Source organism: Akkermansia sp. 54_46 (genome assembly GCF_001917295.1).
GTDB classification, from domain to species: domain Bacteria; phylum Verrucomicrobiota; class Verrucomicrobiia; order Verrucomicrobiales; family Akkermansiaceae; genus Akkermansia; species Akkermansia muciniphila.
This window is the reverse complement of record NZ_MNUD01000001.1, coordinates 275,982-296,718: the sequence shown is the minus strand read 5'-3', so window position 1 is coordinate 296,718 and position 20,737 is coordinate 275,982. Positions and strand designations below refer to the sequence as shown.

General features: G+C 58.2%; 21 protein-coding genes. 10 read left to right on the top strand and 11 right to left on the bottom strand.

The annotated features are described in order from the left end of the window. Positions 1-159: 159 nt before the first annotated feature. Positions 160-456 carry a hypothetical protein gene (locus BHW66_RS01195; RefSeq protein ID WP_102758513.1) on the bottom strand — a complete coding sequence of 99 codons (297 nt, stop codon included), beginning with the start codon at positions 454-456 and terminating at the stop codon, positions 160-162. A gap of 100 nt (positions 457-556) precedes the next feature. Here BHW66_RS01195 and BHW66_RS01190 point away from each other — a divergent pair, with 100 nt between their 5' ends. Next, positions 557-982 (top strand): DnaB-like helicase C-terminal domain-containing protein, encoded by a 426-nt coding sequence (locus BHW66_RS01190; protein WP_046435097.1) that lies wholly within the window; start codon positions 557-559, stop codon positions 980-982. A gap of 206 nt (positions 983-1,188) precedes the next feature. Here BHW66_RS01190 and BHW66_RS01185 read toward each other — a convergent pair whose 3' ends face one another. Continuing rightward, positions 1,189-2,835 (bottom strand): fumarate hydratase, encoded by a 1,647-nt coding sequence (locus BHW66_RS01185; protein WP_012421166.1) that lies wholly within the window; start codon positions 2,833-2,835, stop codon positions 1,189-1,191. 137 nt (positions 2,836-2,972) lie between these two features. Between BHW66_RS01185 and BHW66_RS01180 the strand changes: the two genes are divergently transcribed. Then, a complete protein-coding gene (locus tag BHW66_RS01180) occupies positions 2,973-4,184 on the top strand; it encodes an acyltransferase (protein WP_286688822.1) in 1,212 nt (403 codons plus the stop codon). Here BHW66_RS01180 and BHW66_RS01175 read toward each other — a convergent pair. Together BHW66_RS01175 and BHW66_RS01170 are read right to left on the bottom strand one after the other, a co-directional pair. After that, on the bottom strand, positions 4,105-5,691 hold the full coding sequence (locus BHW66_RS01175) for a hypothetical protein (RefSeq protein WP_249849991.1): 1,587 nt from the start codon (positions 5,689-5,691) through the stop codon (positions 4,105-4,107). The genes BHW66_RS01180 and BHW66_RS01175 overlap by 80 nt on opposite strands. Before the next feature lie 169 nt (positions 5,692-5,860). Further along, positions 5,861-6,109 carry a hypothetical protein gene (locus BHW66_RS01170; RefSeq protein ID WP_286688821.1) on the bottom strand — a complete coding sequence of 83 codons (249 nt, stop codon included), beginning with the start codon at positions 6,107-6,109 and terminating at the stop codon, positions 5,861-5,863. 126 nt (positions 6,110-6,235) lie between these two features. Here BHW66_RS01170 and BHW66_RS01165 point away from each other — a divergent pair, with 126 nt between their 5' ends. The 8 genes from BHW66_RS01165 to BHW66_RS01130 all read left to right on the top strand — a co-directional run bounded on the left by BHW66_RS01165 (position 6,236) and on the right by BHW66_RS01130 (position 12,452). Next, complete coding sequence (locus BHW66_RS01165; RefSeq protein ID WP_153816444.1) at positions 6,236-6,394, top strand: hypothetical protein; 159 nt, start codon at positions 6,236-6,238, stop codon at positions 6,392-6,394. Next, positions 6,391-6,528, top strand: coding sequence for a hypothetical protein (locus BHW66_RS01160; RefSeq protein ID WP_022196871.1), 138 nt, complete (start codon positions 6,391-6,393; stop codon positions 6,526-6,528). The genes BHW66_RS01165 and BHW66_RS01160 overlap by 4 nt, the downstream gene beginning before the upstream one ends. Before the next feature lie 334 nt (positions 6,529-6,862). Continuing rightward, positions 6,863-7,954: a histidinol-phosphate transaminase gene (gene hisC, locus BHW66_RS01155; RefSeq protein WP_022196870.1), complete on the top strand. Its 1,092-nt coding sequence runs from the start codon at positions 6,863-6,865 to the stop codon at positions 7,952-7,954. 32 nt (positions 7,955-7,986) lie between these two features. Further along, positions 7,987-8,634 (top strand): NAD(P)H-dependent oxidoreductase, encoded by a 648-nt coding sequence (locus BHW66_RS01150; RefSeq protein ID WP_012421160.1) that lies wholly within the window; start codon positions 7,987-7,989, stop codon positions 8,632-8,634. A gap of 372 nt (positions 8,635-9,006) precedes the next feature. Continuing rightward, positions 9,007-11,277, top strand: a complete 2,271-nt coding sequence (locus BHW66_RS01145) for a family 20 glycosylhydrolase (protein WP_102758512.1) — start codon at positions 9,007-9,009, stop codon at positions 11,275-11,277. A gap of 72 nt (positions 11,278-11,349) precedes the next feature. Next, the gene (locus tag BHW66_RS01140; protein WP_215833552.1) at positions 11,350-11,748 is read left to right on the top strand and encodes a hypothetical protein; all 399 of its coding nucleotides are present in this window, start codon (positions 11,350-11,352) and stop codon (positions 11,746-11,748) included. A 30-nt stretch (positions 11,749-11,778) separates the two neighbouring features. Continuing rightward, positions 11,779-11,964: a hypothetical protein gene (locus BHW66_RS01135; RefSeq protein WP_046435112.1), complete on the top strand. Its 186-nt coding sequence runs from the start codon at positions 11,779-11,781 to the stop codon at positions 11,962-11,964. 155 nt (positions 11,965-12,119) lie between these two features. After that, positions 12,120-12,452 (top strand): DUF4870 domain-containing protein, encoded by a 333-nt coding sequence (locus BHW66_RS01130; RefSeq protein WP_343124352.1) that lies wholly within the window; start codon positions 12,120-12,122, stop codon positions 12,450-12,452. A gap of 96 nt (positions 12,453-12,548) precedes the next feature. On the opposite strand, the gene BHW66_RS01125 is transcribed toward BHW66_RS01130, so the two are convergent. The 7 genes from BHW66_RS01125 to BHW66_RS01095 form a co-directional block, all read right to left on the bottom strand. Continuing rightward, positions 12,549-13,463 (bottom strand): hypothetical protein, encoded by a 915-nt coding sequence (locus tag BHW66_RS01125; RefSeq protein ID WP_031931549.1) that lies wholly within the window; start codon positions 13,461-13,463, stop codon positions 12,549-12,551. Between the two features lie 157 nt (positions 13,464-13,620). Then, the gene (locus tag BHW66_RS01120) at positions 13,621-13,962 is read right to left on the bottom strand and encodes a hydrogenase maturation nickel metallochaperone HypA (protein ID WP_022196865.1); all 342 of its coding nucleotides are present in this window, start codon (positions 13,960-13,962) and stop codon (positions 13,621-13,623) included. After that, on the bottom strand, positions 13,955-14,500 hold the full coding sequence (locus tag BHW66_RS01115; RefSeq protein WP_215833550.1) for a HyaD/HybD family hydrogenase maturation endopeptidase: 546 nt from the start codon (positions 14,498-14,500) through the stop codon (positions 13,955-13,957). Before BHW66_RS01115 ends, BHW66_RS01120 begins: the two co-directional genes overlap by 8 nt. Positions 14,501-14,521: 21 nt before the next feature. Beyond that, the gene (locus BHW66_RS01110) at positions 14,522-15,694 is read right to left on the bottom strand and encodes a cytochrome b/b6 domain-containing protein (protein WP_012421153.1); all 1,173 of its coding nucleotides are present in this window, start codon (positions 15,692-15,694) and stop codon (positions 14,522-14,524) included. Next, positions 15,691-17,448: a nickel-dependent hydrogenase large subunit gene (locus BHW66_RS01105; RefSeq protein WP_012421152.1), complete on the bottom strand. Its 1,758-nt coding sequence runs from the start codon at positions 17,446-17,448 to the stop codon at positions 15,691-15,693. Before BHW66_RS01105 ends, BHW66_RS01110 begins: the two co-directional genes overlap by 4 nt. Before the next feature lie 26 nt (positions 17,449-17,474). After that, positions 17,475-18,695: a hydrogenase small subunit gene (locus BHW66_RS01100; RefSeq protein ID WP_233465491.1), complete on the bottom strand. Its 1,221-nt coding sequence runs from the start codon at positions 18,693-18,695 to the stop codon at positions 17,475-17,477. Positions 18,696-18,780: 85 nt separating this feature from the next. Beyond that, positions 18,781-20,265, bottom strand: coding sequence for a carbohydrate porin (locus BHW66_RS01095; RefSeq protein ID WP_046435114.1), 1,485 nt, complete (start codon positions 20,263-20,265; stop codon positions 18,781-18,783). Positions 20,266-20,737: the final 472 nt, after the last annotated feature.

The window sequence follows — 20,737 nt, the reverse complement described above, 5'->3', positions numbered from 1 at the left end:
ATTCTTTTTCAATCTCTTTGACGGTACCCAGCTGGACAGGTTCCCCCATCCTTAGGGCGTACGTCCGTTCGTCGATTTTGATTTTCCGGACGGGAGCATCCCAGCGTCCGCTATCCGGGTAGGAAATAGGAAGGATGAGTTGCTTTGCTTTGGTCATGGTTAATAGATGCGGTCAGGGATGTTAGGGGCTACAGGCTCGAAATAAAATCCGGTAACAAAGAGATCTTCCCCCGTTTCCGGGTCCGGCCCGGTCAGGGGGATTGGCTCCATGATTTGGCTGCTAATCCACCATTTGCGCCGCTCCTGCTCCGGCATGGCGAGATAGTCCTTCAAGGTCATTGTCGGGGCCAGGACTTCCAGGAAGGAAAATTCCAGTTCGTCCGGGAACGTGTCAGGCAATTCCTGCGCGTCAAAAAGTTCAGCCATTTTGGCAAGTTCTGAGCGGGTTAAAATCATGATAACTGAGCTTTGATGAAGTTGTAGAATTCGGGGCCCTGACGCTGGAAGTCAACAGGAGATTCCAGCATGCGCTGAATTCCCATAGAAAGAATTTCAGTTGGCCGTCATCGGCGTGGACTATCTCCAACTGATGCGTTCCCACTCCAAACAGGCGGCCAACAGCCGGGAACGCGAAGTCGCGGAAATATCCTCTGGCCTGAAAGCCCTGGCCAAGGAACTCAAGGTTCCCGTCGTCGTGCTGGCCCAGCTGAACCGCGGACCGGAGACGCGCGCCGGGAAAGAAGCCGGGATTCCCCGCATGTCCGATTTGCGGGAATCCGGCTCTATCGAGCAGGACGCGGACATGATCGGCCTGCTTTACCGCTCCGACTACTACGCCGACGACGAGGACCAGCGGCAGCAGTTGGCCGGACAGGCCAACCTGCACCTCGCCAAGAACCGCAACGGCCCCACCGGGGACATTCCGCTCCGCTTTGAGGCGGAACTCATGCGCTTCTCCACCCGCGAACCTGAAAAAAAATAGTGTCCCATGTGGGACACTTGACCCTTTCTCTTTCCCCACCTCCTGACCCTTACGATGATTTAAGGATTCACCCTTACCGTCATTTATGGTTGGTCACACCGGATATTCACGCCGTCCGAACCGGGAGGAAGGAGCGAGACCGGAGCATTAAAAAGCCGGAGCCCCGAAGGACTCCGGCCGCGAATCATTTTGTTTCCGGGTCAGGCTTAATGCCCGCAACCGGCGCAGGCCCATCCTTCGCGGATTTTCGCGAAGAAATCGTTGCCCTTGTCATCTACCAGAATGAAGGCGGGGAAATCTTCCACTTCAATTTTCCAGATGGCTTCCATGCCCAGTTCCGGGTATTCCAGCAGTTCCACTTTTTTGATGTTGTTTTTGGCCAGAATGGCGGCCGGGCCGCCGATGGAGCCCAGGTAAAAGCCGCCGTGCTTCCGGCAGGCATCCGTTACCTGCTGGCTGCGGTTGCCCTTGGCAATCATGATCATGGAGCCTCCGTTTTCCTGGAACAGGTCTACGTAGGAATCCATGCGGCCTGCGGTCGTGGGGCCGAAGGAACCGGAGGGGTAGCCTTCAGGAGTTTTGGCCGGGCCGGCGTAGTACACGGGGTGATCCTTCATATACTGAGGCAGCCCTTCGCCCTTTTCCAGGCGTTCCTTCAGCTTGGCGTGGGCGATGTCGCGCGCCACAATGATGGTGCCGTTCAGGCTCAGGCGCGTGGTGACGGGGTACTTGCCCAGTTCTTTCAGAACTTCCTTCATCGGGCGGTTCAGGTCAATGGAGACAGCTTCGCTGGAGGTCATGCGCAGGGCTTCCGGAATATACTGGCCGGGGTTGGTTTCCAGCTGTTCAATAAAGATGCCCTCCGGCGTGATCTTGGCTTTCGCGTTGCGGTCCGCAGAGCAGGAGACTCCCAGGCCAACCGGACAGGAGGCGCCGTGGCGGGGCAGCCGGATAACGCGCACGTCCAGAGCGTACCACTTGCCGCCGAACTGGGCGCCCAGGCCCAGTTTGCACGCTTCTTCATGCAGTTCCTTTTCCAGTTCCAGGTCACGGAAGGCGCGGCCGTGTTCGTTCCCCGTAGTCGGCAGATTGTCGTAGTACTTCGTGGAAGCCATCTTCACGGTCTTCAGGCATTTTTCCGCAGAGGTTCCGCCAATGACGAAAGCGATGTGATAGGGAGGGCAGGCCGCCGTGCCCAGAGTACTCATCTTTTCCACCAGGAACTTTTTCAGCGTGGCCGGGTTGAGCAGGGCCTTCGTTTCCTGGTAAAGGTAAGTTTTGTTGGCGGAGCCGCCGCCCTTGGCGACGAACAGGAAGGAGTATTTCATGCCCTCCACCGCTTCCAGGTCAATTTGGGCGGGAAGGTTGGTGCCGGTGTTTTTCTCCGTGTACATATCCAGCGCCACCGTCTGGGAATAGCGCAGGTTGTTCTGGGTATAGGCGTCGTAAACGCCGTGGGAAAGCTGTTCGCAGTCGTCACAGCCGGTCCATACCTGCTGGCCCTTCTTGCCTACGATGGTGGCGGTGCCCGTGTCCTGGCAGAAGGGCAGGATGCCGGCGGACGCCACTTCCGCGTTGCGGAGCATCGTCAGGGCCACGCTTTTATCATTGTCGCTGGCTTCCGGATCGTCCAGAATGGCGGCCACCTGCTTCAGGTGGGCGGGGCGCAGGAAAAAGGCCACGTCATGGAAGGCTTCCGCTGCCAGCAGGCGCAGTCCCTCCGGTTCCACTTTCAGCATGGGATGTCCTTCAAAGTCGCCTACGCTCACATAGTCTGACGTGATGAGACGGTATTGGGTGTCGTCCTTTTCCATGGGAAAAGGATCCTGATAATGAAAATCCGGTGTTGCCATAACGGGAGCCAATATAGCGAAGCTCCGAATCCGGTTCGAGCAAAAAAATCAGGGATGCCCCCATGCGGAGCCCATGCCCGAAAAGGTTCCGGATACTTGACTTTGACGCCCGCCTGCATTACTTTTTCCCCGCTTAAGTGTATAACTCCCCAAACCAGCCTCCGATTCTTGACACGCTTACCCCCCCCCCCCCCCCCCCCCCCCCACCCCCCCCCCCCTTTTTTTCACCCTCCCCCCCCCCCCCCCCCCCCCCATCAAAACGTGTCTTATGGATTGACGTATCAAGGGTTATTGCAGCCCTTCTGATCATGTACGTCCACCTGTCCTCCCCCTTTCTCCAGGCGGTGAGCCTCCATCTCTTTTACCTGGGGAGGGTTCCGTTTTTCCTGGTGCTGGCAGGGTACTTCCTGGGCAGGAACATTACCTGGAACAAGGCTTTTAACCGGGCTTTATGGCTGTTCATTCCGTTCATGTTCTGGAATATATTGTACGTGTTCCTTGTCCTGCCTCATGACGGCGCTTCCTTCCGCCTTGAGAATTTAATTGGTATCCGGGACGTCTTTCTTCCGGGCATGAACCTTTTCTCCGCGGATGACTCCCATGCCGTTCCCCCCATCGGCCCTTCCTGGTTCCTGAGGGACATTATCATTCTCACGCTGCTGACGCCTCTTCTGGTCCGCGTCAAAATCCTGCTGTTTCCTGCGGTGCTCCTCTTTTTCTGTTTCTTCAACACGGCCCCGGACCACACGGAGACGATTTCCATTGGAACCTGTGCTTTTTACCTGCTGGGCGTTGCGCTCAGTTCCCGGCGGATTGACGACATTCATCTGTTGATGAATAAAAAATTCGGCATTTTTTTCTGGGTAAGCATTTTTATGCCCGTTGTACTGATAGCGCTGTATTCCGCCGGAGTGATCCCCCTGTGGAAAGAGACGGCCATTGGCATGCTTCTGGGTGTCATGATGATCATGTACGCAGGCATCTGGATGGAAAAGCACCTGCCCGGCCTGTCTGCGAAAATAGCTTTGCTGGCTCCCGCCTGCTTTCTGACGTTCATGCTGCACTGGCCCATTTACGGTTTCCTGCCTCCCGCCATGAAATCCAGCCTGTTCGCCTTCTTCACGCCGTTGCTGGTGTTTGCGGCCATCGTCCTGTTTTATTTTGCCCTGAAACGTTTTGCCCCGTTCCTTCTGCCGTATCTGGCCCATGTGAAAAATACCGGCCGACGGCAAGCGCAGCATGGCGCGTGCGACGAAACGATTCCTTTAATCAGGGGCCTTTCAGGGATGAGTCAATCATCAGAAAGGGACGCCGGGAACCCCATGCCCGGAACACGGGAGAGCTTTTAAAGAACCACGGGCAAACGGGTTCCAGGAAGCCGTAGATTGCCAGGTGAAAGGACTCCCGGTACATCCGTTGCTCTTCTTCCGGCTCAAGAAGGTAAATGAAAGAATTTGGCTGGATGGAATCCAGCACAGGCATCCCCCACAGTTGAAGGGAGAATCTTTTGATTTCAAACCGGAGGCGCATGTTCCCCCGGAAAACAACTGCCGCCTCCACTTGGCCCGCAGGGTTTGCCTTCATGAAAGCTAACGCTTTTTCCCATGCCCCGGGCAGCAGTTGGCAGGAGATTGTTCCATCCTGGTCGCGTTCCACCTCCTGAATGTCCTCCGGCCCAATGAGGGATTCCGGGCGGATGAAGACATAGGTCCGGACGGGGTTCGGGAAATCGGGGCAGGTATAGGGGATGGAACGGAATCCGCTTTTCAGGCGGATGGATTTTCCCTGCAGAAGTTCCGGAAGAAAATGCTGTTCCAATTCCCGGCTGCGCGGATGGATGGGATAAAGAGCCACGTTTTCCCTCACATGCCGTTTTTGCTGTTCCGTCAGCGGCAGAAGGGTGTTGTTGATGGCCCGGCACAGGGCATCCAGCCGGCTGTCATCCCCCAGACCGGGAATAAGAGTAGTGCGGGAAGGCATTCCCTGGAATAAGGGGGTGGACAGAATGGTTCCGCGCAGAACGACAGCAATCCTGTCCTTGCCGGGGCGTAGTCCGGCCGATGCCCGCTCCAGTTTACGGAATGCTTCTTCGTTCCAGGTGATGTCCAGGCTTCCCGGATGTTCCATATCTGGCTCCGCATGCCTGGCGCAGTCTCCGGAAATGATGGGAGAATTCCCCAGGAACAGATATTCTTCCTCTCCCGTTTTTTCCTGCCGGTGCGCCGGGAGCTTCCAGAGCCTGAAGCCCGGTACGCGGAGGACTCCTTCTTCCACCAGACGGCGGCTTTCCGGATGGACGGCGTACAGGGCCAGATCCTGTGAAATGAAGGGTGGGTTTTTTTCTGTGGGTGCCTGCCGGTTGAGCAGTTCCGCCAGTCCGGAGGCTTCATTTTTTCCGTCCAGTCCGGAGATTTCAAAAGTACGGGATATGACGGCCTGTACCACGGGGGCCGACTTGATTTTTCCCTGAACGACGAGGGCCAGCCTGTCGCGGCCCAGATTCATGGCGGAGGTTGCCGCTTTCATGGTTTTTCCGCCCTGTGTATTCAGGGTGATGTGGAGGCATTCTCTTCTCTCCGGCTCAATTCTTGCCTGTTCCACTTCCGATTCCGTGATGATGGGGGTATTTTTCAGGAACAGCCGTTCCCGCTGCATTTTTCCATGGCGGCCGCGGAATTCGTATGTATAAGGCGTGTATCCTTCCGGAACAGGGCTCCTTTCCCGGTCCAGCTCCTGGCTGTCCGGATGCACCATCCTGACGGAGACGGCGGGAACAGACGGCGGAACCGCTTTCGCGCGGGCCGAAAGCGGGAAACAAAAGGCGGGAAAAAGCAGTAGATAAAATAATTGACTCACAGTCAACGGAAATAGAACTTTTGGAGAACGGCAAGCAAGAGAAAAGTTGATTCGGCGCACAACAAAGGAGAGGTGTTCCCGGCGCCTGGGGAAGCCCTCCGCGGAACAGCACGCTGGCGGAAGCCGGCAGGCAGGCGGGACATCAGCGGGATGCCATGCCCTCCAGGATTTATTGCCGCGGCTTGCGGCGGGCAGAAGAGGGCGGAGATGATGAAGGGCCGGAACGTCTGGGAGCTCCGTATTCCTCCGGTACTTCCGCCGCCAGGGATACATCTTCCGGAAGGCTGCTGTCGTCGTAATAATTTTTCATCCTCTTCTGGGCATCCTTGATCAGGGTGGCTTCCGCCCATTCCTCCACCGTCATGTTGTCCCTTCTGGCGGCTTCTTCGATGAGTTTGTAATCCTCGGAACTCAGCATGACGACATCAGGTGCATTGTAGGGGCGCAAAAGGGCTGTTAAGGCCGTTATTGCACCAAAAAAAGGATTTTTATGAAGACGGAAAATAAAAAAAAGAGTCAGAAAAAAATTCAAATCAAGGGGAAAATGCCGTTATCGGTCCATTTTTTCCGGGATGCGGAAGCGGACGCGCTGAACATGGAACGCTGCCAGCTGGATAAAGCCACCCTGATTGCCTGTGCCGTCAAACGCCTCCGGGAAGATTTGGGGAACGTTCCCGATTCCGGTAAAAAACCTTCCGCATGACTCAGGAGATTTACTGGGAACTTCTGGCCTGGCTGTTCCGTTCCTTTCTGGCGGTGACTGCGTTCGCCTTTGTCGTGGCCGGGTACCAGACCCTGCGCAGCCGCCCGCGCAGGGGCCGCAGCCGTAAAAAATAGGAGGGCAGGGGGCCGGTTTACCGTCCGTCACGGAATGCCGTCTCGCTTTTTAAGGGAAATGTTTTTGACCTTATGGGGCATTGAAGAATTCCGGGGCTGTGCTCCTTCATATTTGGGCGGTCCGTCATGAAAAGCAGGCGGAAATCTGCCGGAGAAAGTGGACGGCTGCCTTTCTCCGGTAGAAGGGCGTTGCAGGAAGAATGGAAAAATTCCGGAAAAGGTTTCCACTTTTCCGCCAGCGCAGATTCTCTAAACGGCTGTCATCTTCCCAGGGGCCGGCCGGATGGAAATCCGTATTGCCAGAAACGGGGAATGGCGGTAACATTCCGCCGCTATGAGTATTGAGAGTTTCGCAAATCAGCATGTGCTGGAGTTGGTGGCTTATCAGCCGGGCAAGCCGATTGAGGAGACGGCCCGGGAACTGGGCCTGAATCCCCATGATATTGTGAAACTGGCGTCTAATGAAAATCCTCTGGGGCCGTCCCCGAAGGCGGTGGAGGCGATTGCCCGTGCGGCTGCCGGCGTGAACATTTATCCGGACGGAGCGGCTTTCCGCCTGCGTTCCGCTATTGCGGAGTTCTGCGGCGTGGAGTTCGGCCAGACGGTAGTGGGCACGGGCAGCAGCGAAGTGATTGAACTGATCTGCCATGCCCTGCTGAATCCCCGTGCGGAGGTGGTGGCCGCCAAACACGCCTTTTCCATGTACCCTATCATGTCCAAGCTGTTTGGCGCCGCGTACGTGGAAGTGCCCAACAAGGAGGACTGGACGCATGACCTGGACGGCTTCCTGGCCGCTATTACGGAGAATACGCGCGTCGTGTTCATTACGAATCCCACCAATCCCGTAGGCACCGTAGTGGGACAGCAGGAAATAGACGATTTCATGGCGAAGGTCCCGGAACATGTGCTGGTGGTCTTTGACGAGGCGTACCGGGAGTTTTCCGACAATCCTCCGGATACCCTCAAATTTGTGCGAGAAGGCCGCAACGTGGTTGTTCTGCGCACCTTCTCCAAGGCTTACGGCCTGGCGGGGCTGCGCGTGGGCTACGGCATTGCGCCGGAACCGGTTTGCAGCATGCTGCACAAGGCGCGTGCTCCGTTCAACCTGCATGTTCTGGCCCAGGAGGCCGCCCTGGCCGCCCTGGAGGACCGGGAGCATGTGCGCCGCACTGTGGAGAATAATAAGGAAGGCATGCGTTTTTATGAGCAGGCTTTCCGGGAAATGGGCCTGGAATGGATTCCCAGCCAGGGCAACTTTATCCTGGTGAAAGTGGGCCGGGGCAAGCAGGTGTTCCAGGATATGCTTGCCAGGGGAGTCATCGTCCGCGCGCAGGACGGTTACGGCCTGCCGGAATGGATACGCATCAGCGTGGGCACTCCTGCGGAGAACGCCCGCTGCATTGAGGTATTGAAAGAGGTTCTTTAAACAGTTTTTCCGTTTTTCGTGTCTCACCCTGCATGATGATCTCCCCGGAACAGTATATTGACGGTCTGGAATGGCGTTACGCCTGCAAAAAATTTGATCCTGAAGCCCGTCTTGAACAGCCCACCTGGCATGCGCTGGCGGAAAGCCTGCGTCTCAGTCCCTCCTCCCTGGGGCTTCAGCTCTGGAAGTTTGTCGTCGTGACCAACAGGGAACTGAAGGCTCGCCTGCGGGAGGTTTCCTGGAACCAGTCCCAGGTGGAGGACTGTTCCCATTACGTGGTGCTGTGCTCCCGGCGCGACGCCACCAGGCGGGATGTGGACCGTTACCTGGCCCAGATTGAATTCACGCGCCGACCCTCCGCTGAAAAACTGGCTTCCTCCGCCGATTTTTATACCAGCTACGTGGAGGCTCTGGCTCCGGAAAAGATGCATGCCTGGCTGGATTGCCAGGTGTACATTGCCGTGGGGTTCCTGCTCAGCGCCGCCGCCGCCCTGCGGGTGGATTCCTGCACGATCGGCGGCATGGACCGCGCCAAGTATGATGAAATCCTGGGCCTGGACGGTACGCCGTACCGCTCTGTGGTGGGGGTGGCTCTGGGCTACCGCGCCAAGGATGACGCTTATGCCCGCGAGGCCAAGGTGCGCTTTCCCGCCGGAGAGGTGATTGATATCCGCGCCTGATTTTATTTTTTGTCCGGAACGGGCCGCCCTAATAGGGACGGCCGGTTCCCGTTTTTTGCCGTGGGGGGGGCGTTTTGCCGTCGTGCGGCATCTTTTTTCCCTGCAGCCCGGGGCTCCACGTTTTTTATCTTGCCAACAACGGGTTCTTTGGGATAATAATTTATTGGAACAGGAGGGAAAGCCTCTCTTGGCCGGCGGTTTTCCTTCATGAAGCCCGGCGCGCGGCAATCCGTTTGGGCGGAATGTCCGTCCCGCCCGGTTGAGAGAGGGAGAATTCTTCCGCTTTTCTCCCTTTCTCTGCAAGAAAGGGGCGGCGGGCGCGTAGTTTTTGGAGCAAATCAGACATTTCCTTTTCCTAAACAAGACTAAAACATGAAGAAAAACCTATTCCTGATGATCGCCGTTCTTGCCGCGTCTCCCGTGATGGGGCAGGACGCCAAGCAGATTGCGGATTCCCTTTCCATCCCTCCGGTGAAAGCCGGAGCGAAGCAGCTGCCCATGCCGAGCGTTTCCGGAGCCCAGATTAAATTGCTGGGGGCCGACTATGAGCAGCTCGTCAACAGCAAAGGCAAGATAGCCCCTGTTATTTCAGATACCCCCGTCAACGTCAGCTTCAAGGTGACCAAGGACGGCAAGGAAGCCGTCAGCAAGGATTATGAAATCATGCTGCAGGCTCCTCATGCCGCCCAGGGCAACCCCAAGCCGCGGATCATCCCGGAAATCCTGCAATGGAAGGGGGGACAGGGAGAATATAAGCTGGGGAATACGGTCACCATAGCATGCCCGGACAAGGAGCTGGGCAAATTATTTGCGGCGGATATGGAAGACGTGCTGGGAAAGAAGGTCAAGCTTGTCGCCCCCGGGGCGAAGGCGGATATTTCCCTTTCCCTGTTGAAGGGCGGCAATCTGGGCAGGGAAGGATACCGGCTCCAGATTGCCAGGGATGGCGTTCGCCTTGGCGCGGCGGCTCCCACCGGCCTGTTCTGGGGTACGCGCACCCTGCTGCAGATGCTCCGCCAGACGCCCGGCAGCGTGCCCTGCGGCACGGCCGTGGATTTCCCGCGCTACCAGCTCCGCGGTTTCATGCTTGATGTCGCGCGCACGCCTTACCCCCTCAGTTACCTGAAGGACGTGATCCGCACCATGGCCTGGTACAAGATGAATGACCTGCACCTGGTCATCAACAACAACTATATTTTCCACGAGCACTATGTGGACAACGGCCATGATCCGTTCAAGGAAAGCTACGCGGCCTTCCGCCTGGAATCCAACATGAAGGGGAAGGACGGCACGCCCCTGACGGCCAAGGACCTTTTTTATACCAAGAAGGAATTCGCCGACCTGGTCAGCTATGCCAAGAAGTACGGCGTCAATATTGTTCCGGAATTCGACACTCCGGGGCATGCCCTTTCCTTCACCCGCCTGCGGCCCGATCTCATTTACAAAGGGCCCATGAATCATGAGAAGCGCCGCTGCGAGATGCTGGACGCCGCCAACCCGGAAACGATTGACCTGGTGAGCAAGGTTTTTGACGAATACCTGCTGAAGGACCCCAAGCTGGGCCGTCCCGTGTTCGCGGACTGCGGCGTGGTGCATGTGGGGGCGGATGAATTCTATGGGGACAAGGAAGATTACCGCCACTTTGCGAACGCCGTGCTCAGCCATGCCCTCAAGCGCGGTTATACGCCCCGCATCTGGGGAAGCCTGAGCACCAAGCCGGGCAAGACCCCGGTAGTCAGCAAGGGCGTCCAGATGAACCTTTGGAATACCGGCTGGATGAGAGCGTGGGAGGCCGTCAACCAGGGCTATGATGTGATCAATACGAACGACGGGGCCCTTTATATCGTTCCCTTTGCCGGTTACTACCGGATGGACAGAAACCATAAGGGGCTGTACAATAACTGGATTCCCAACCGCATCGGCAATGAAACGCTGCCTTCCGGGCATCCCCAGCTCCTCGGGGGCACCTTCGCCGTCTGGAATGATGAAACGGACATTATGCATACGGGGTACGCCCCTTATGACATTTGGGGGATCATTTCCGGTTCCATGGACGTGCTCAGCCAGAAACTGTGGGGAACCGCCAAGGCTCCGGATACGTTTGAGCAGCATCGCGAGCTGGTTTCCTCCATCGGCAACGCTCCGCGCACCAATCCCCTGCACAAATGGAAGGATGCCCAGCCCTTTACGGTGAAGCCTTCCTCCCTCCCCCAGAAGCTGGACAAACCTGCCCTGGGGCCGAATTACCGCCTGACGATGGAACTGGAATTGACTGCCGCTCCGGAAGGGAAAGAGCAGGTGCTTCTTTCCGCTCCTGAAGGCGAATTGCTTGCGGTCATGAAGGACGGCACCGTCGGATTCCGCCGTGACGATTCTCTGGAATTTTCCTTCGGCGCCAAGCTGCCCGTAGGCAAGAAGGTCAAGGTGGAAATTGTGGGAGAACCGGAAAAAACAAGCCTGTTGCTTGACGGGGAGCCTGCCGGAACTGCCGTGCTGAAGAATTTTTCCGACAAGTCCAAGGATTTTCCGGACAACTTCAAGCATCGTCCCAAAGTGCACCGTTCCACGTTCATTCTGCCTCTGAAGGAACTTGGCTCCTCCTTCCAGGGGAAGGTGTTCCATATGAACGTACAGCCGTTGTAATTCCCGGCATGTGAACGTCCGCCGCCTTTGGCGGGGCGTACTTGGCCGGCCCGGCATCCCTGCCGCATGGGGATGCCGGGTTTCTTTTTACAGAGGGCGGGGAGTTCCCGTGTGGAAAAGGGCCTGTCCAGCCGCCAGCAGCGGGAGACGAAGACGGAGCAGTCCACTCCGGCGGCAAAGCGGCTGACGGCGGCGTCTCCCGCGGCCTGCTTTTCCGGGGTGCCCATGTCTCCGGCCGCGGCGGGGGCCCCTCCGTTGGCTGCGTCCGCCTTCAGGCGTTCGGAGAACTGCCGCGGGGTGTCGAAGCCGCCCCATTTATACGGCATGCCGATGGAACGCATGCCCGGCTTCCACCATGCTCCGGCATCATCTCCGGCTGCGGAGGCGTCCGGCGTGTCTGTCCGGATGCCGTCCCCGTCCGTTCCGTGGCGGACATTCCGGAGAGAGCCCCGCCAAATCATGGAGGTATAGGCCCGGCTGGCTGCCAGGGCTTCACGGCGGGTGACGGAAGAAGCGGGAGGCGGAATCTCCGGTATTCCCGGAGCACAGGCCCCCAGGCAGGCGGAGAAGACGAGCAGCGTCAGGGCATGGGCCATGCCCGGCAGTATGGATTCCGGCCTGCGTGGCGGCAAGGATGATTGCCGGAGAGCGTTTTTTATTCAGGGGACGGACGGTCTGGAAGCTTGACTACGGGGAGGAATATGTAAAAAAGGTCTCATCAAGGCGGAATGAAACGGAAAAGGTTTCCGTTCACCTTCATCCGCTTTCCATCTCTTTATTTTTATGGACGAAGAACAACAAATCATCCAGGAACCGGTTCAGGAGCCCGCCCCTGAGAAACAATCGGATATATCCTGACGGCGGTTTCTCCGCTGGTGTCTGTCTTTTTCGGAGGCTCCGCCGGCGTGAACATTATTCCGCCCCTGATCTGCTGGCTGGTCTGGAAGGATGCCAACTCTCTGGTGGACAAAGTAGGAAAGAATATTCTGAATGCCCAGATTTCCTGGGCGATTTATACGGTTGCGGCCTGTCTTTCATGTTTGATCCTGATCGGGTTCGTGCTCGCCCCCGTGGTAGTCATCGCTTGGATCGTTTTCTCCATTATTGCTGCCGTCAAGGCGGCGAACGGGAATTACGATTATGTGGCTCCCTTCACGATTAAATTCCTGAAATAACGTTTTTCCGTTTTTCAGCAGATCAACAGATGAAAAAACCGCCGGTACGGAATGCCGGCGGTTTTTTGATGAGGGCTTTCCATTTGCCGGAGGGGTTCAGATGGGCATGTCCTTTTCACTGCCGCCGTACATGAACGTATGGAGCAGGCGGGTAACCTGATTCTGTTCCGCGTCCAGCTGGGCGGAGGGGCGCAGCGCGGCGTACGCCAGTCCGTCATGCCCCGTGAACTCCCTCATATGGAACCCCTGGAAGCTGGTCATGGGTTCACTGTCATGAAAGAGCTTGCCCCTACGGAGCAGTTCGTCAAAGACATGTTCCGCTTCCCGCGTGCGCGTCAGAGCGTTTTCCGGGTGGGGGATGCGGATTACCAGCGCTCCGCCGTCCCCGCGGAAGTTGATGCCCGCTCCGGCCATGACATCCGCGGAGGGCTGACTGGTGACGCTGCCCAGCAGCAGCACGCCGTCGTCTATCAGATGGATGCGGCTGGCGCGGGCTTCCTCCTTTACGTGCAGAACGCCTCCGTAAATGCGGGTGGATGCATTGCCGGAGAGTTTTCTGATACGCATCAGGCCGTGCCTGATGACGAGTTCCGAGCCCTCCGCCGGCAGATCCACTTCCGAGGCGAAGAGCCAGCCGTCCGTCATGGCGATTCTGCCTTCATGCTCCCTGGCGCCCTGAATGCGCCCCTGGCCCATCAGAAGGCGACCGCCGTTGATTTCCAGGCTGCCGTTGGCCTTGTCCCCCAGGAAAACGGTCATATGGTCCGGCAGGTTGCCCAAGAGCGTCATGGCGCCTCCGTTCCGGATGACGAGGTGGGCGGTGCGGTGCCCGTGGTCCGGCTGGTTGGGGCCGCCCACGTAAACAGGAGCGTTGATGATGTAAAGATTTCCGCCGGAATCAACGGTAAGGGAATCCTGAATGTCCGTCTGGCCCTGCACTACATCATTGCTGATGGTGACCGGGCACATGTAGGAGACACGGTTCATGGATGAGGCTGAAAGCGGCATCATCCCTGTTAGAATGAATGGGTTGATATTGCTCATGGCTCTGGTTACATAGTTGGTTTGACGTTTGAAGCGCGATGGATGCGCTCCAATGGTATTAGACCATCCATCCGGGGAAAGTGTTCGCGTAAATTTCCCTTATTTTTCCCGGAAGGGGCACTGTTCATTCCCACTCCACACGGGTCAGCTCCAGTTCCTGCCCGCGCAGGATGGCCAGGGCCGGTTCTCCGCAGCCGGGGCAGATGTAGCCGTGTTCCGTAAAGGAAAAATCCGCCCGGCATGCGTCACAGCGGCACACGGCCTCCACCCAGGCGACGTCCAGGTCTGCATCCTGCGCCGCATACGAGTCTTTCAGGGCCAGGAAGGCGGATTGAAGGGCTTCCGGCACCACGCCGCTCAGGCTGCCGATGGTCATGTACACGCGCCTCAGCCTGTTCCCTCCGCGTTTTTCCATAAGCCGCCGGGCCATGTCCAGCGCGCCTTCCATGATGCCTACTTCATGCATGGGCGTTTTTCTGGGCCTGATGTTCCGCCAGGGCGCGGGCGATGAGGGCCTCCGCCGTGTCCAGCGCCTTCGGCAAGGCTTCCTGCACTTCCGCGGACATGGGGCGGCAGAAATCCGTATGCAGGGCCTCCACTCCCACCAGCGTGATGGCGCGCGGCAGGGTGCCGCACAGCTGGGCCGCCCCCAGCACTTCCTTCATGCCTATCTGGTGGGGAGACATAACGCGGGAAAAGTGGCGCGGCAGTTCTTCCCGGCTGCGCGTGACGACGGTTCCCGGCAGGGCCCCCGTCCTGACGGCGTCCAGCAGGATGAGCGTGTCCGCATCTTCCAGCAGGGGAAGCAGGGTCATGCCCTGCGTTCCCCCTTCCTCCACGTGGACCAGCGGGCCGTAGTCCCGTTCCTGGAGGCGGTGGGCCAGCTCCACGCCTGCTCCGTCGTCCCCCATGAGCGGGTTTCCGATGCCCAGCACGAGCACGGGATAGGCATTTCCCTTCACGGGGCAGCCCCGCAGTTCTTCCGTGTATGGCTCCAATTTCATGTCAAGGGGAGGGCGGAGAGGTTATTCATCCCGGAATTTGACGCCCTTGCGCAGCCATCGTCCGCCGCTGAACATGGAGGAGATGGTGCCGTCCCGGTCCACGTTCCCGGAAAGGATGGAAAGGTACACGTGGATCATGGCGAAGATGATGAAGCACCACATGCCGATCAAATGCACCAGGCGCACGTACGGAATGCCTATCAAGTCGTTCAGCGGCATGAACCAACGGTAGAACCAGTGGCGCGGCTCATACAGGGCATACAGGGCCAGCCCGGTCACCACCATGGTGGTGAACAGGACGTACACGCCCGTGTATGTCCACTGCTGCAGGGGATTGTGGCCGATGTAGCGGGGGCCGTCATAACTGCGGGCGAACAGGTAGTCCACCGCTGTGGCGTACAAATCCTTCCACTCCTGTCTGGAAACGGGGAACAGGGCCCGGAAACTCTGGTATTTGTTGGAGGCCATGAAGAAGCAGGAAAAACGCAGCATCATCACCACCACCAGAATCCACCCCAGCGCGTAATGCACGAAGCGGAGCGTTCCGAATTGGAAAGCCCCGTGCAGATCCCCCATTTTCAGGAACCACCCTTCCGCGATGCAGATGCCTGTGGCGGACAGGCCGATGATGCAGAGCACCCACGTCCAGTGCAGCACGCGCAGAGGCCAGTCCCAGACGTGGAAATAGCGGAAATTGGCCTTGGCCATGGAGAGGCGGCGCACGTCCCTCATGGCGTGCATGGGCACGACGCCCAACAGGCGCCACGGCGCGCCGGACCGGTGGACGGCCACGGCCACGGGTTCAAAGCCGGAGGGGGAATGCTCTTCAAAGGCCTTGTTCATGCGCTCCTTTTCCAGGGAGCTGACTTCGCACAGTTTTTCCAGCGCCTTCAGGTTGCCGCGGGCTACCATGAAAGGGGAGGCGTCCGCCTTGTCTGCGGCTTTCAGAACAGCCGTGCTGTACGGCCTTTCCCGGGAGGGAGCCTCCCAGGAGTTTTCCCGCTGGGCGTAAGGGAGGGTTATGCCGCGTTCCCGCGCGGCATGGAGCAGGGCCAGGTCTCCCGCGTCCCTGCTGCCGTTGGGGGAGGCGCACACGGCCAGAGCCAGGATTTCTTCCGGAGCGTACACCGGACTGGCCGGAATGGCATCCTCCACCGCCAGGGTGAGGTCGTTATCGATAAGAGTCGTTTTCACGGGTCCTGTCTGGTCAGAATGGCCTCCCCTTCTTCGTCAAACAAATGGACGGCGCAGGATTGGCACGGGTCATAGCTGTGAATGGTGCGCAGGGGTTCCACCGGGCGGGAGGGGTCCACCAGCGGGTGTTTCCCGGTATGGGCCAGGGAATATTCATATGGCCCCATCTGCCCCGCCGCGTCCCGTCCGGAACTGTTCCATGTACTGGGGACTACGGCCTGGTAATTCACCGTCTGGCCGTTTTCAATCCGCACCCAGTGGCTCAGGCTGCCGCGGGGCGCTTCCACCCAGCCCACGCCCTTGCAGGAGGAGGGCCAGGTTTCCGGTTCCCATTTTTCCGGGTTGAAGGTGGAGGTTTCCCCGTTCCTGATGCGGTCCGTCATTTCCTGGAGCTGGTCCACCATCATGTCCACGTTGATCAGGGCGTCCAGCGCACGGCCGTATACGCGGCCCAGCGTGGAGTTCATGAAGGCGTTGTCGCGCGGCAGGCCCAGCTTGTCGCAGGCGGCATCCACCCGTTCCACGATGGCGGGAACCCCCTGGGCGTAGCCAATCATCATGCGGGCGTTCGGACCCACGGCCATCGCGTGGCCGTCATAACGCGGGGCTTTCACCCAGGTGTACTGCGGGTGGTCGGAAAGCCACTTGTAGGGCGGCCTGGGGCCGTTGTAGTCCGCATTCGTCTCCCCGTCATACGGAGCCAGGCCCGCGTCCCTGCCTTCCGTATACCTGTACCAGGAGCTGGTGACGAATTCCCTGATCTTGTCCTGGTCAAAGGGAAGCACGTTCCTGTAATCCCCATTCAGAAGCACGCCGGGCTTGATCATGCCTTTGCCGGCGGGGGCGCCCGTGTTGATTTCAGACGGAGCCCCAGTGCAGAAAAAGTTGGGGTTGGACGCGCCAATGTGGGCGTAGTCCTTATAAAATCCGGCGATGGCTACAATGTCCGGATAATATACTTTATGAATGAAATCGTGGCAGGTTTGCACCAGCTGCTTCAGGTAGCTCAGGGAAAACTGGTTGATGGCCTGGTCATTGTTCATGTTGATGGCGCAGGCCATGCCGCCGACCAGGAAGTTCGGGTGCGGGTTCTTGCCGCCCAGGATGGTGTGGATTTTGATCATGTCCCGCTGCCAGACCAGGGCCTGGAGATAATGCGCCACGCCCAGCAGATTCACCTCCGGCGGCAGCTTGTAGGCCGGATGGCCCCAGTAGCCGTTCGTAAAGATGGAATATTGCCCGTAGGCGATGGAGTCCTTCAGCTTCTTCTGCACTCCGGCGAAATACGCGGCGGAGGACAGGGGCCAGTCGGAAAGGGACTTGGCGATGGCGGCGGTTTCCGCGGGGTCCGCCTTCAGGGCGGACATCACGTCCACCCAGTCCATGGCCTGGAGCTGGTAAAAATGGATGACGTGGTCCTGGATGCCCAGGGCTCCGCTGACCAGGTCTCGCATGAGGCGGGCCTGGACGGGCACCGGGTACTGGAGCGCGTCTTCCACCGCAGCCAGGGCCGCGATGGCGTGCGTACCCGTGCAGACGCCGCAGATGCGTTCCACAAAAGCCCAAACGTCCCGGGGGTCCCGCTTGCAGGCGATCACCTCAATGCCGCGGTACTGCGTGGTGGACGTCCAGGCATTTTTGATGACACCGTCCCCGGCCTCCATTTCCACCCGCAGGTGGCCTTCGATGCGCGTTACCGGGTCAATGACCACCCGGCTGGATTCCGGAACGTCCGCTGATGTGTAATTGCTCATGGTAATCTGGTGGTGAGGGCTTCTGGCTATTCTTCAGTGTCCTTGTCGGGCGAGCCGGGAGCGTCCCCGAAGGCGGGCAGAGAGACGTTTGCTTCCTCCTTCATGTGCTGCTTCCTGTAATGAATGGCGGAGCCCACGGCATGGGCGGCGATTGCCGCTCCGGCGCCGGCTACGCCCACAGCCCCGATGATGTTGGCGGAGGCTTCCACGCCGAAGCCGTTCACGTTCGGCAGCGTCTTGTAAAACGGAGTCATGCGGTCAAAGAAGTACAGCTCCGTACAGCCGATGCACGGGTGGCCGGACTGGATGGGGAAGCTGACGCCGCCATTCCATTTGACGATGGGGCAGGGAGAGAACGTATCCGGGCCCTTGCAGCCCACCTTGTACAGGCAGAAGCATTCCCGCGCGTTCTCGTCGTCAAACACGTTGACGAACTGTCCGGCGTCGAAATGGGCGCGGCGCGGGCAATTATTGTGGATGCGGGTGCCGTATGCCATCAGCGGGCGCGACTCCAGGTCGCATTCCGGGGCGCGGTCAAATGTAAGGATGTACATGATGACGGCCGTAATCACGTCCCCGATGGGCGGGCAGCCGGGCACGTTGATGACCGTGCGGTCTGTCAGGATGTCCCGGATGCCCACGGCCCCGGTGGGGTTGGGACGGGCGGCCTGGATGGAGCCGAAGTACGCGCACGAACCCACGGCCAGGATATGGGAGGCGTTTTCCGCGCAATGGCGCAGCATGTTCTCCACGGTATCTCCGGCCACGGTGCAGTACACCCCACCGTCATTAACCGGAACGGACCCGTTGATGACGAGGATGTGGGGCTCCCTGATCGCGTCTTCCAGAGCCTGATTGGCGGCCTCTCCTGAAGGGGCCATCAGCAGTTCCACGTAAGGCATGGAGACGGCGGAAAGCACCATGTCCCCGATTTCCTCGTTATAGCTGCGGATAGTGCTTTCCAGGCATCCGGTGCATTCCTGAAGCTGGAGCCAGATGACTACGGGACGTTTCAATGCGGCCATCTTGTCCGCAATCTCCTGGGCGTTGGAAATGCCGCCCGTTACAGTGGCAACGCCCATCAGGGAGATCATTTTCAGGCACCACTTGTTGAATTCGCGCCGGCTGACGCCGCGGCGCTCCATGTGTTCCCCCAGAGTTTCCCCGGGACGCCATGTATTTAAAATCTCATGATTCAGGGAGGCCTGCTCCGCCTCCTGCATGGAAGGTTGCTGAATGCGCTTCATGTGCGTGGTCCAAATAAGAACATTTCCATTTAGACAGGATTTCCGGGAAATGCGATCAATATTTTCCAGTTTTCCGGAAGGGCTTTTACCAGGACCAGACGTTCTGGATCTGGAAAACCACCGCCGTCTGGCCCCTGCGGCCGTTGACGGGATTCTTGACAAGCTGAATATCAGGCTGGAGCGTCATGGTGGGCGTCACCTGGGCCACATACGTCAATTCAATGCCGTATTCATTCCTGTTCACGTACGGGCCGTTCTTTTTAGCCCCCTGCTGCCAGAGGAAACCGAGGCCCAGGTATCCGTCATTGGATGCGCCCTTTCCCCGGAAGGGGGAAAGAAGCACCAGCCCTGTGGTGGCCGCGCAGCGTACGCCGGTCAGCGTGGCTGCGTCATCGCTTGCCCAGCCGCCGCGGAAGAACCACCCCAGGTGGCTGCTGCGGCCCAGCTGCTGCTGGAAGTTTACGGCCACGCCGCCCCCGTTTTCACCGTTGCTGGTGGTGAAAAAGGGCTGGAGGCGGTACACGCCGGGGCCCATGCTGCAAAAATCTTCCGCCACGTAGCCGAATTCAAGCACGTTCGTCCAATTGTCGGAATTCAGGTTCCGGAAAGGATTGTGGTTTTGAGCCATGTTATTGGCGGCGGTGGCTCCCATCACGTAAAAGGAGGTGGTTGGCTGCCACGCGAAATGGAATCCCAGGGAATTATCCGTCAGGGGGAGTACGGGATTATTGCCGAAAACGCTGTTGGTGAGGTTATTGTTATGGGAATTGGCGTAAGCGTTGTGGTCCATGTAGTTGGTGGTGTCCAGCTGGCCCGCCATCAGCAGAAGCTTTCCTCCCGCTCCCACCCATGCCAGGCTCAGGTTGCTCAGGTGGGGGTCCGGGCCCTGGAAGGAGCTGGTGGGGTTCTGGAGGGAGCCCAGCGTGGTTTTGGGGCCTTTACTGCCTTCATTGAAGTCAAAGCCGTTGCCGAAGTCGAACTCGGAGGCCAGGTACAGGCCGCTGCCCGTGGAATGATTGCGGAAGATGGTGATATTGGTCAGCAGGGAACCATTGTAGGAGGGGAAATCCGTTTTTCCGTTCAGGCCGCCGCCCGTCAGCCCCGTGTAGTTGAATCCGAACTGGGCGGAATAAGTAATGCCGTATCTGGAGAGAGCGGTCTTGAGCTTTTGCGCTCCGGTGGAAATCATGTCTTCGCGTATCCAGGCGTTCGGTTCCGCACAGGTATTGCCGAAAACGTAGGAACTGTCCAGGTACGGCATCATTTTAAGGGGCCTGGCCGCAAACCATTCCAGGCCGGGAGCGGAAGTTCCGCCTTCATGCTGAAGCAGTACGCTGGGCCTGGTGGGAACGCCGGGCGTCCTTTTGGTGATTTGTTCTTCCGGGCGCATTCCTTTCATCAGGCTGGGGCTTATTTCCCTGCCTTCCAGAGTTTTCACGCGCAGACCGCGTTCCGTGTTCAGGTAAGCAGGGGAAGCCGCCGCAGCGGGAGCCGCCTGTTGGGCAAGGGTGGGACTGCAGGAGGCTGCGACGGCAACAGCGCACATGGAGGGAAGAATGGCATGTCTCATACAGACAGTCAGACAAGGCTTTTCCCGGAAGTATCATAACTCCGTTTAAATGCTGACACGAATATCCGTTTTTCACCGTCTTTCCGGAAAAAGGAAAGGCGGGCTGTCCTTCAGGGGCCTTTTCCTAAGACAGGCATGATAGGGCAAGCGGAGGGGCAGCTCCCACCGCCGTATTCCTTCCGAAAAAGAAGTGGAACCAGTTGGAACATGGTAGCTTAGGGAGATTATTGTTTTTTTGCAGGGGGCTGTCTGAATGTACGTCGGGTGAGGGAGCCAAAAGGAATGTAAAACGGGAAAAAAGCATCAGATTTTCTCTGTAATTTTTATTGCGAATTTAGAATCCGCTGCGCACTTAAATATTTTCTCCTTCTCATAACATATTTACCTGTATTCGGATAAGATGAAATAAAAAAAGACCAGAAATTATATATGATATTAAAAAACAACTGATTAAGATGAATTAGACGTTGAT

What these genes read in the sequence shown, in the direction of transcription:
- BHW66_RS01195 (WP_102758513.1), bottom strand. Translation starts at nt 456, where the DNA reads ATGATTTTAACCCGCTCAGAACTTGCCAAAATGGCTGAACTTTTTGAC.
- BHW66_RS01185 (WP_012421166.1), bottom strand. Translation starts at nt 2,835, where the DNA reads ATGGCAACACCGGATTTTCATTATCAGGATCCTTTTCCCATGGAAAAG.
- BHW66_RS01170 (WP_286688821.1), bottom strand. Translation starts at nt 6,109, where the DNA reads ATGCTGAGTTCCGAGGATTACAAACTCATCGAAGAAGCCGCCAGAAGG.
- BHW66_RS01165 (WP_153816444.1), top strand. Translation starts at nt 6,236, where the DNA reads ATGCCGTTATCGGTCCATTTTTTCCGGGATGCGGAAGCGGACGCGCTG.
- BHW66_RS01160 (WP_022196871.1), top strand. Translation starts at nt 6,391, where the DNA reads ATGACTCAGGAGATTTACTGGGAACTTCTGGCCTGGCTGTTCCGTTCC.
- hisC (WP_022196870.1), top strand. Translation starts at nt 6,863, where the DNA reads ATGAGTATTGAGAGTTTCGCAAATCAGCATGTGCTGGAGTTGGTGGCT.
- BHW66_RS01150 (WP_012421160.1), top strand. Translation starts at nt 7,987, where the DNA reads ATGATGATCTCCCCGGAACAGTATATTGACGGTCTGGAATGGCGTTAC.
- BHW66_RS01145 (WP_102758512.1), top strand. Translation starts at nt 9,007, where the DNA reads ATGAAGAAAAACCTATTCCTGATGATCGCCGTTCTTGCCGCGTCTCCC.
- BHW66_RS01140 (WP_215833552.1), top strand. Translation starts at nt 11,350, where the DNA reads ATGCCGGGTTTCTTTTTACAGAGGGCGGGGAGTTCCCGTGTGGAAAAG.
- BHW66_RS01125 (WP_031931549.1), bottom strand. Translation starts at nt 13,463, where the DNA reads ATGATGCCGCTTTCAGCCTCATCCATGAACCGTGTCTCCTACATGTGC.
- BHW66_RS01120 (WP_022196865.1), bottom strand. Translation starts at nt 13,962, where the DNA reads ATGCATGAAGTAGGCATCATGGAAGGCGCGCTGGACATGGCCCGGCGG.
- BHW66_RS01115 (WP_215833550.1), bottom strand. Translation starts at nt 14,500, where the DNA reads ATGAAATTGGAGCCATACACGGAAGAACTGCGGGGCTGCCCCGTGAAG.
- BHW66_RS01105 (WP_012421152.1), bottom strand. Translation starts at nt 17,448, where the DNA reads ATGAGCAATTACACATCAGCGGACGTTCCGGAATCCAGCCGGGTGGTC.
- BHW66_RS01100 (WP_233465491.1), bottom strand. Translation starts at nt 18,695, where the DNA reads ATGAAGCGCATTCAGCAACCTTCCATGCAGGAGGCGGAGCAGGCCTCC.
- BHW66_RS01095 (WP_046435114.1), bottom strand. Translation starts at nt 20,265, where the DNA reads ATGAGACATGCCATTCTTCCCTCCATGTGCGCTGTTGCCGTCGCAGCC.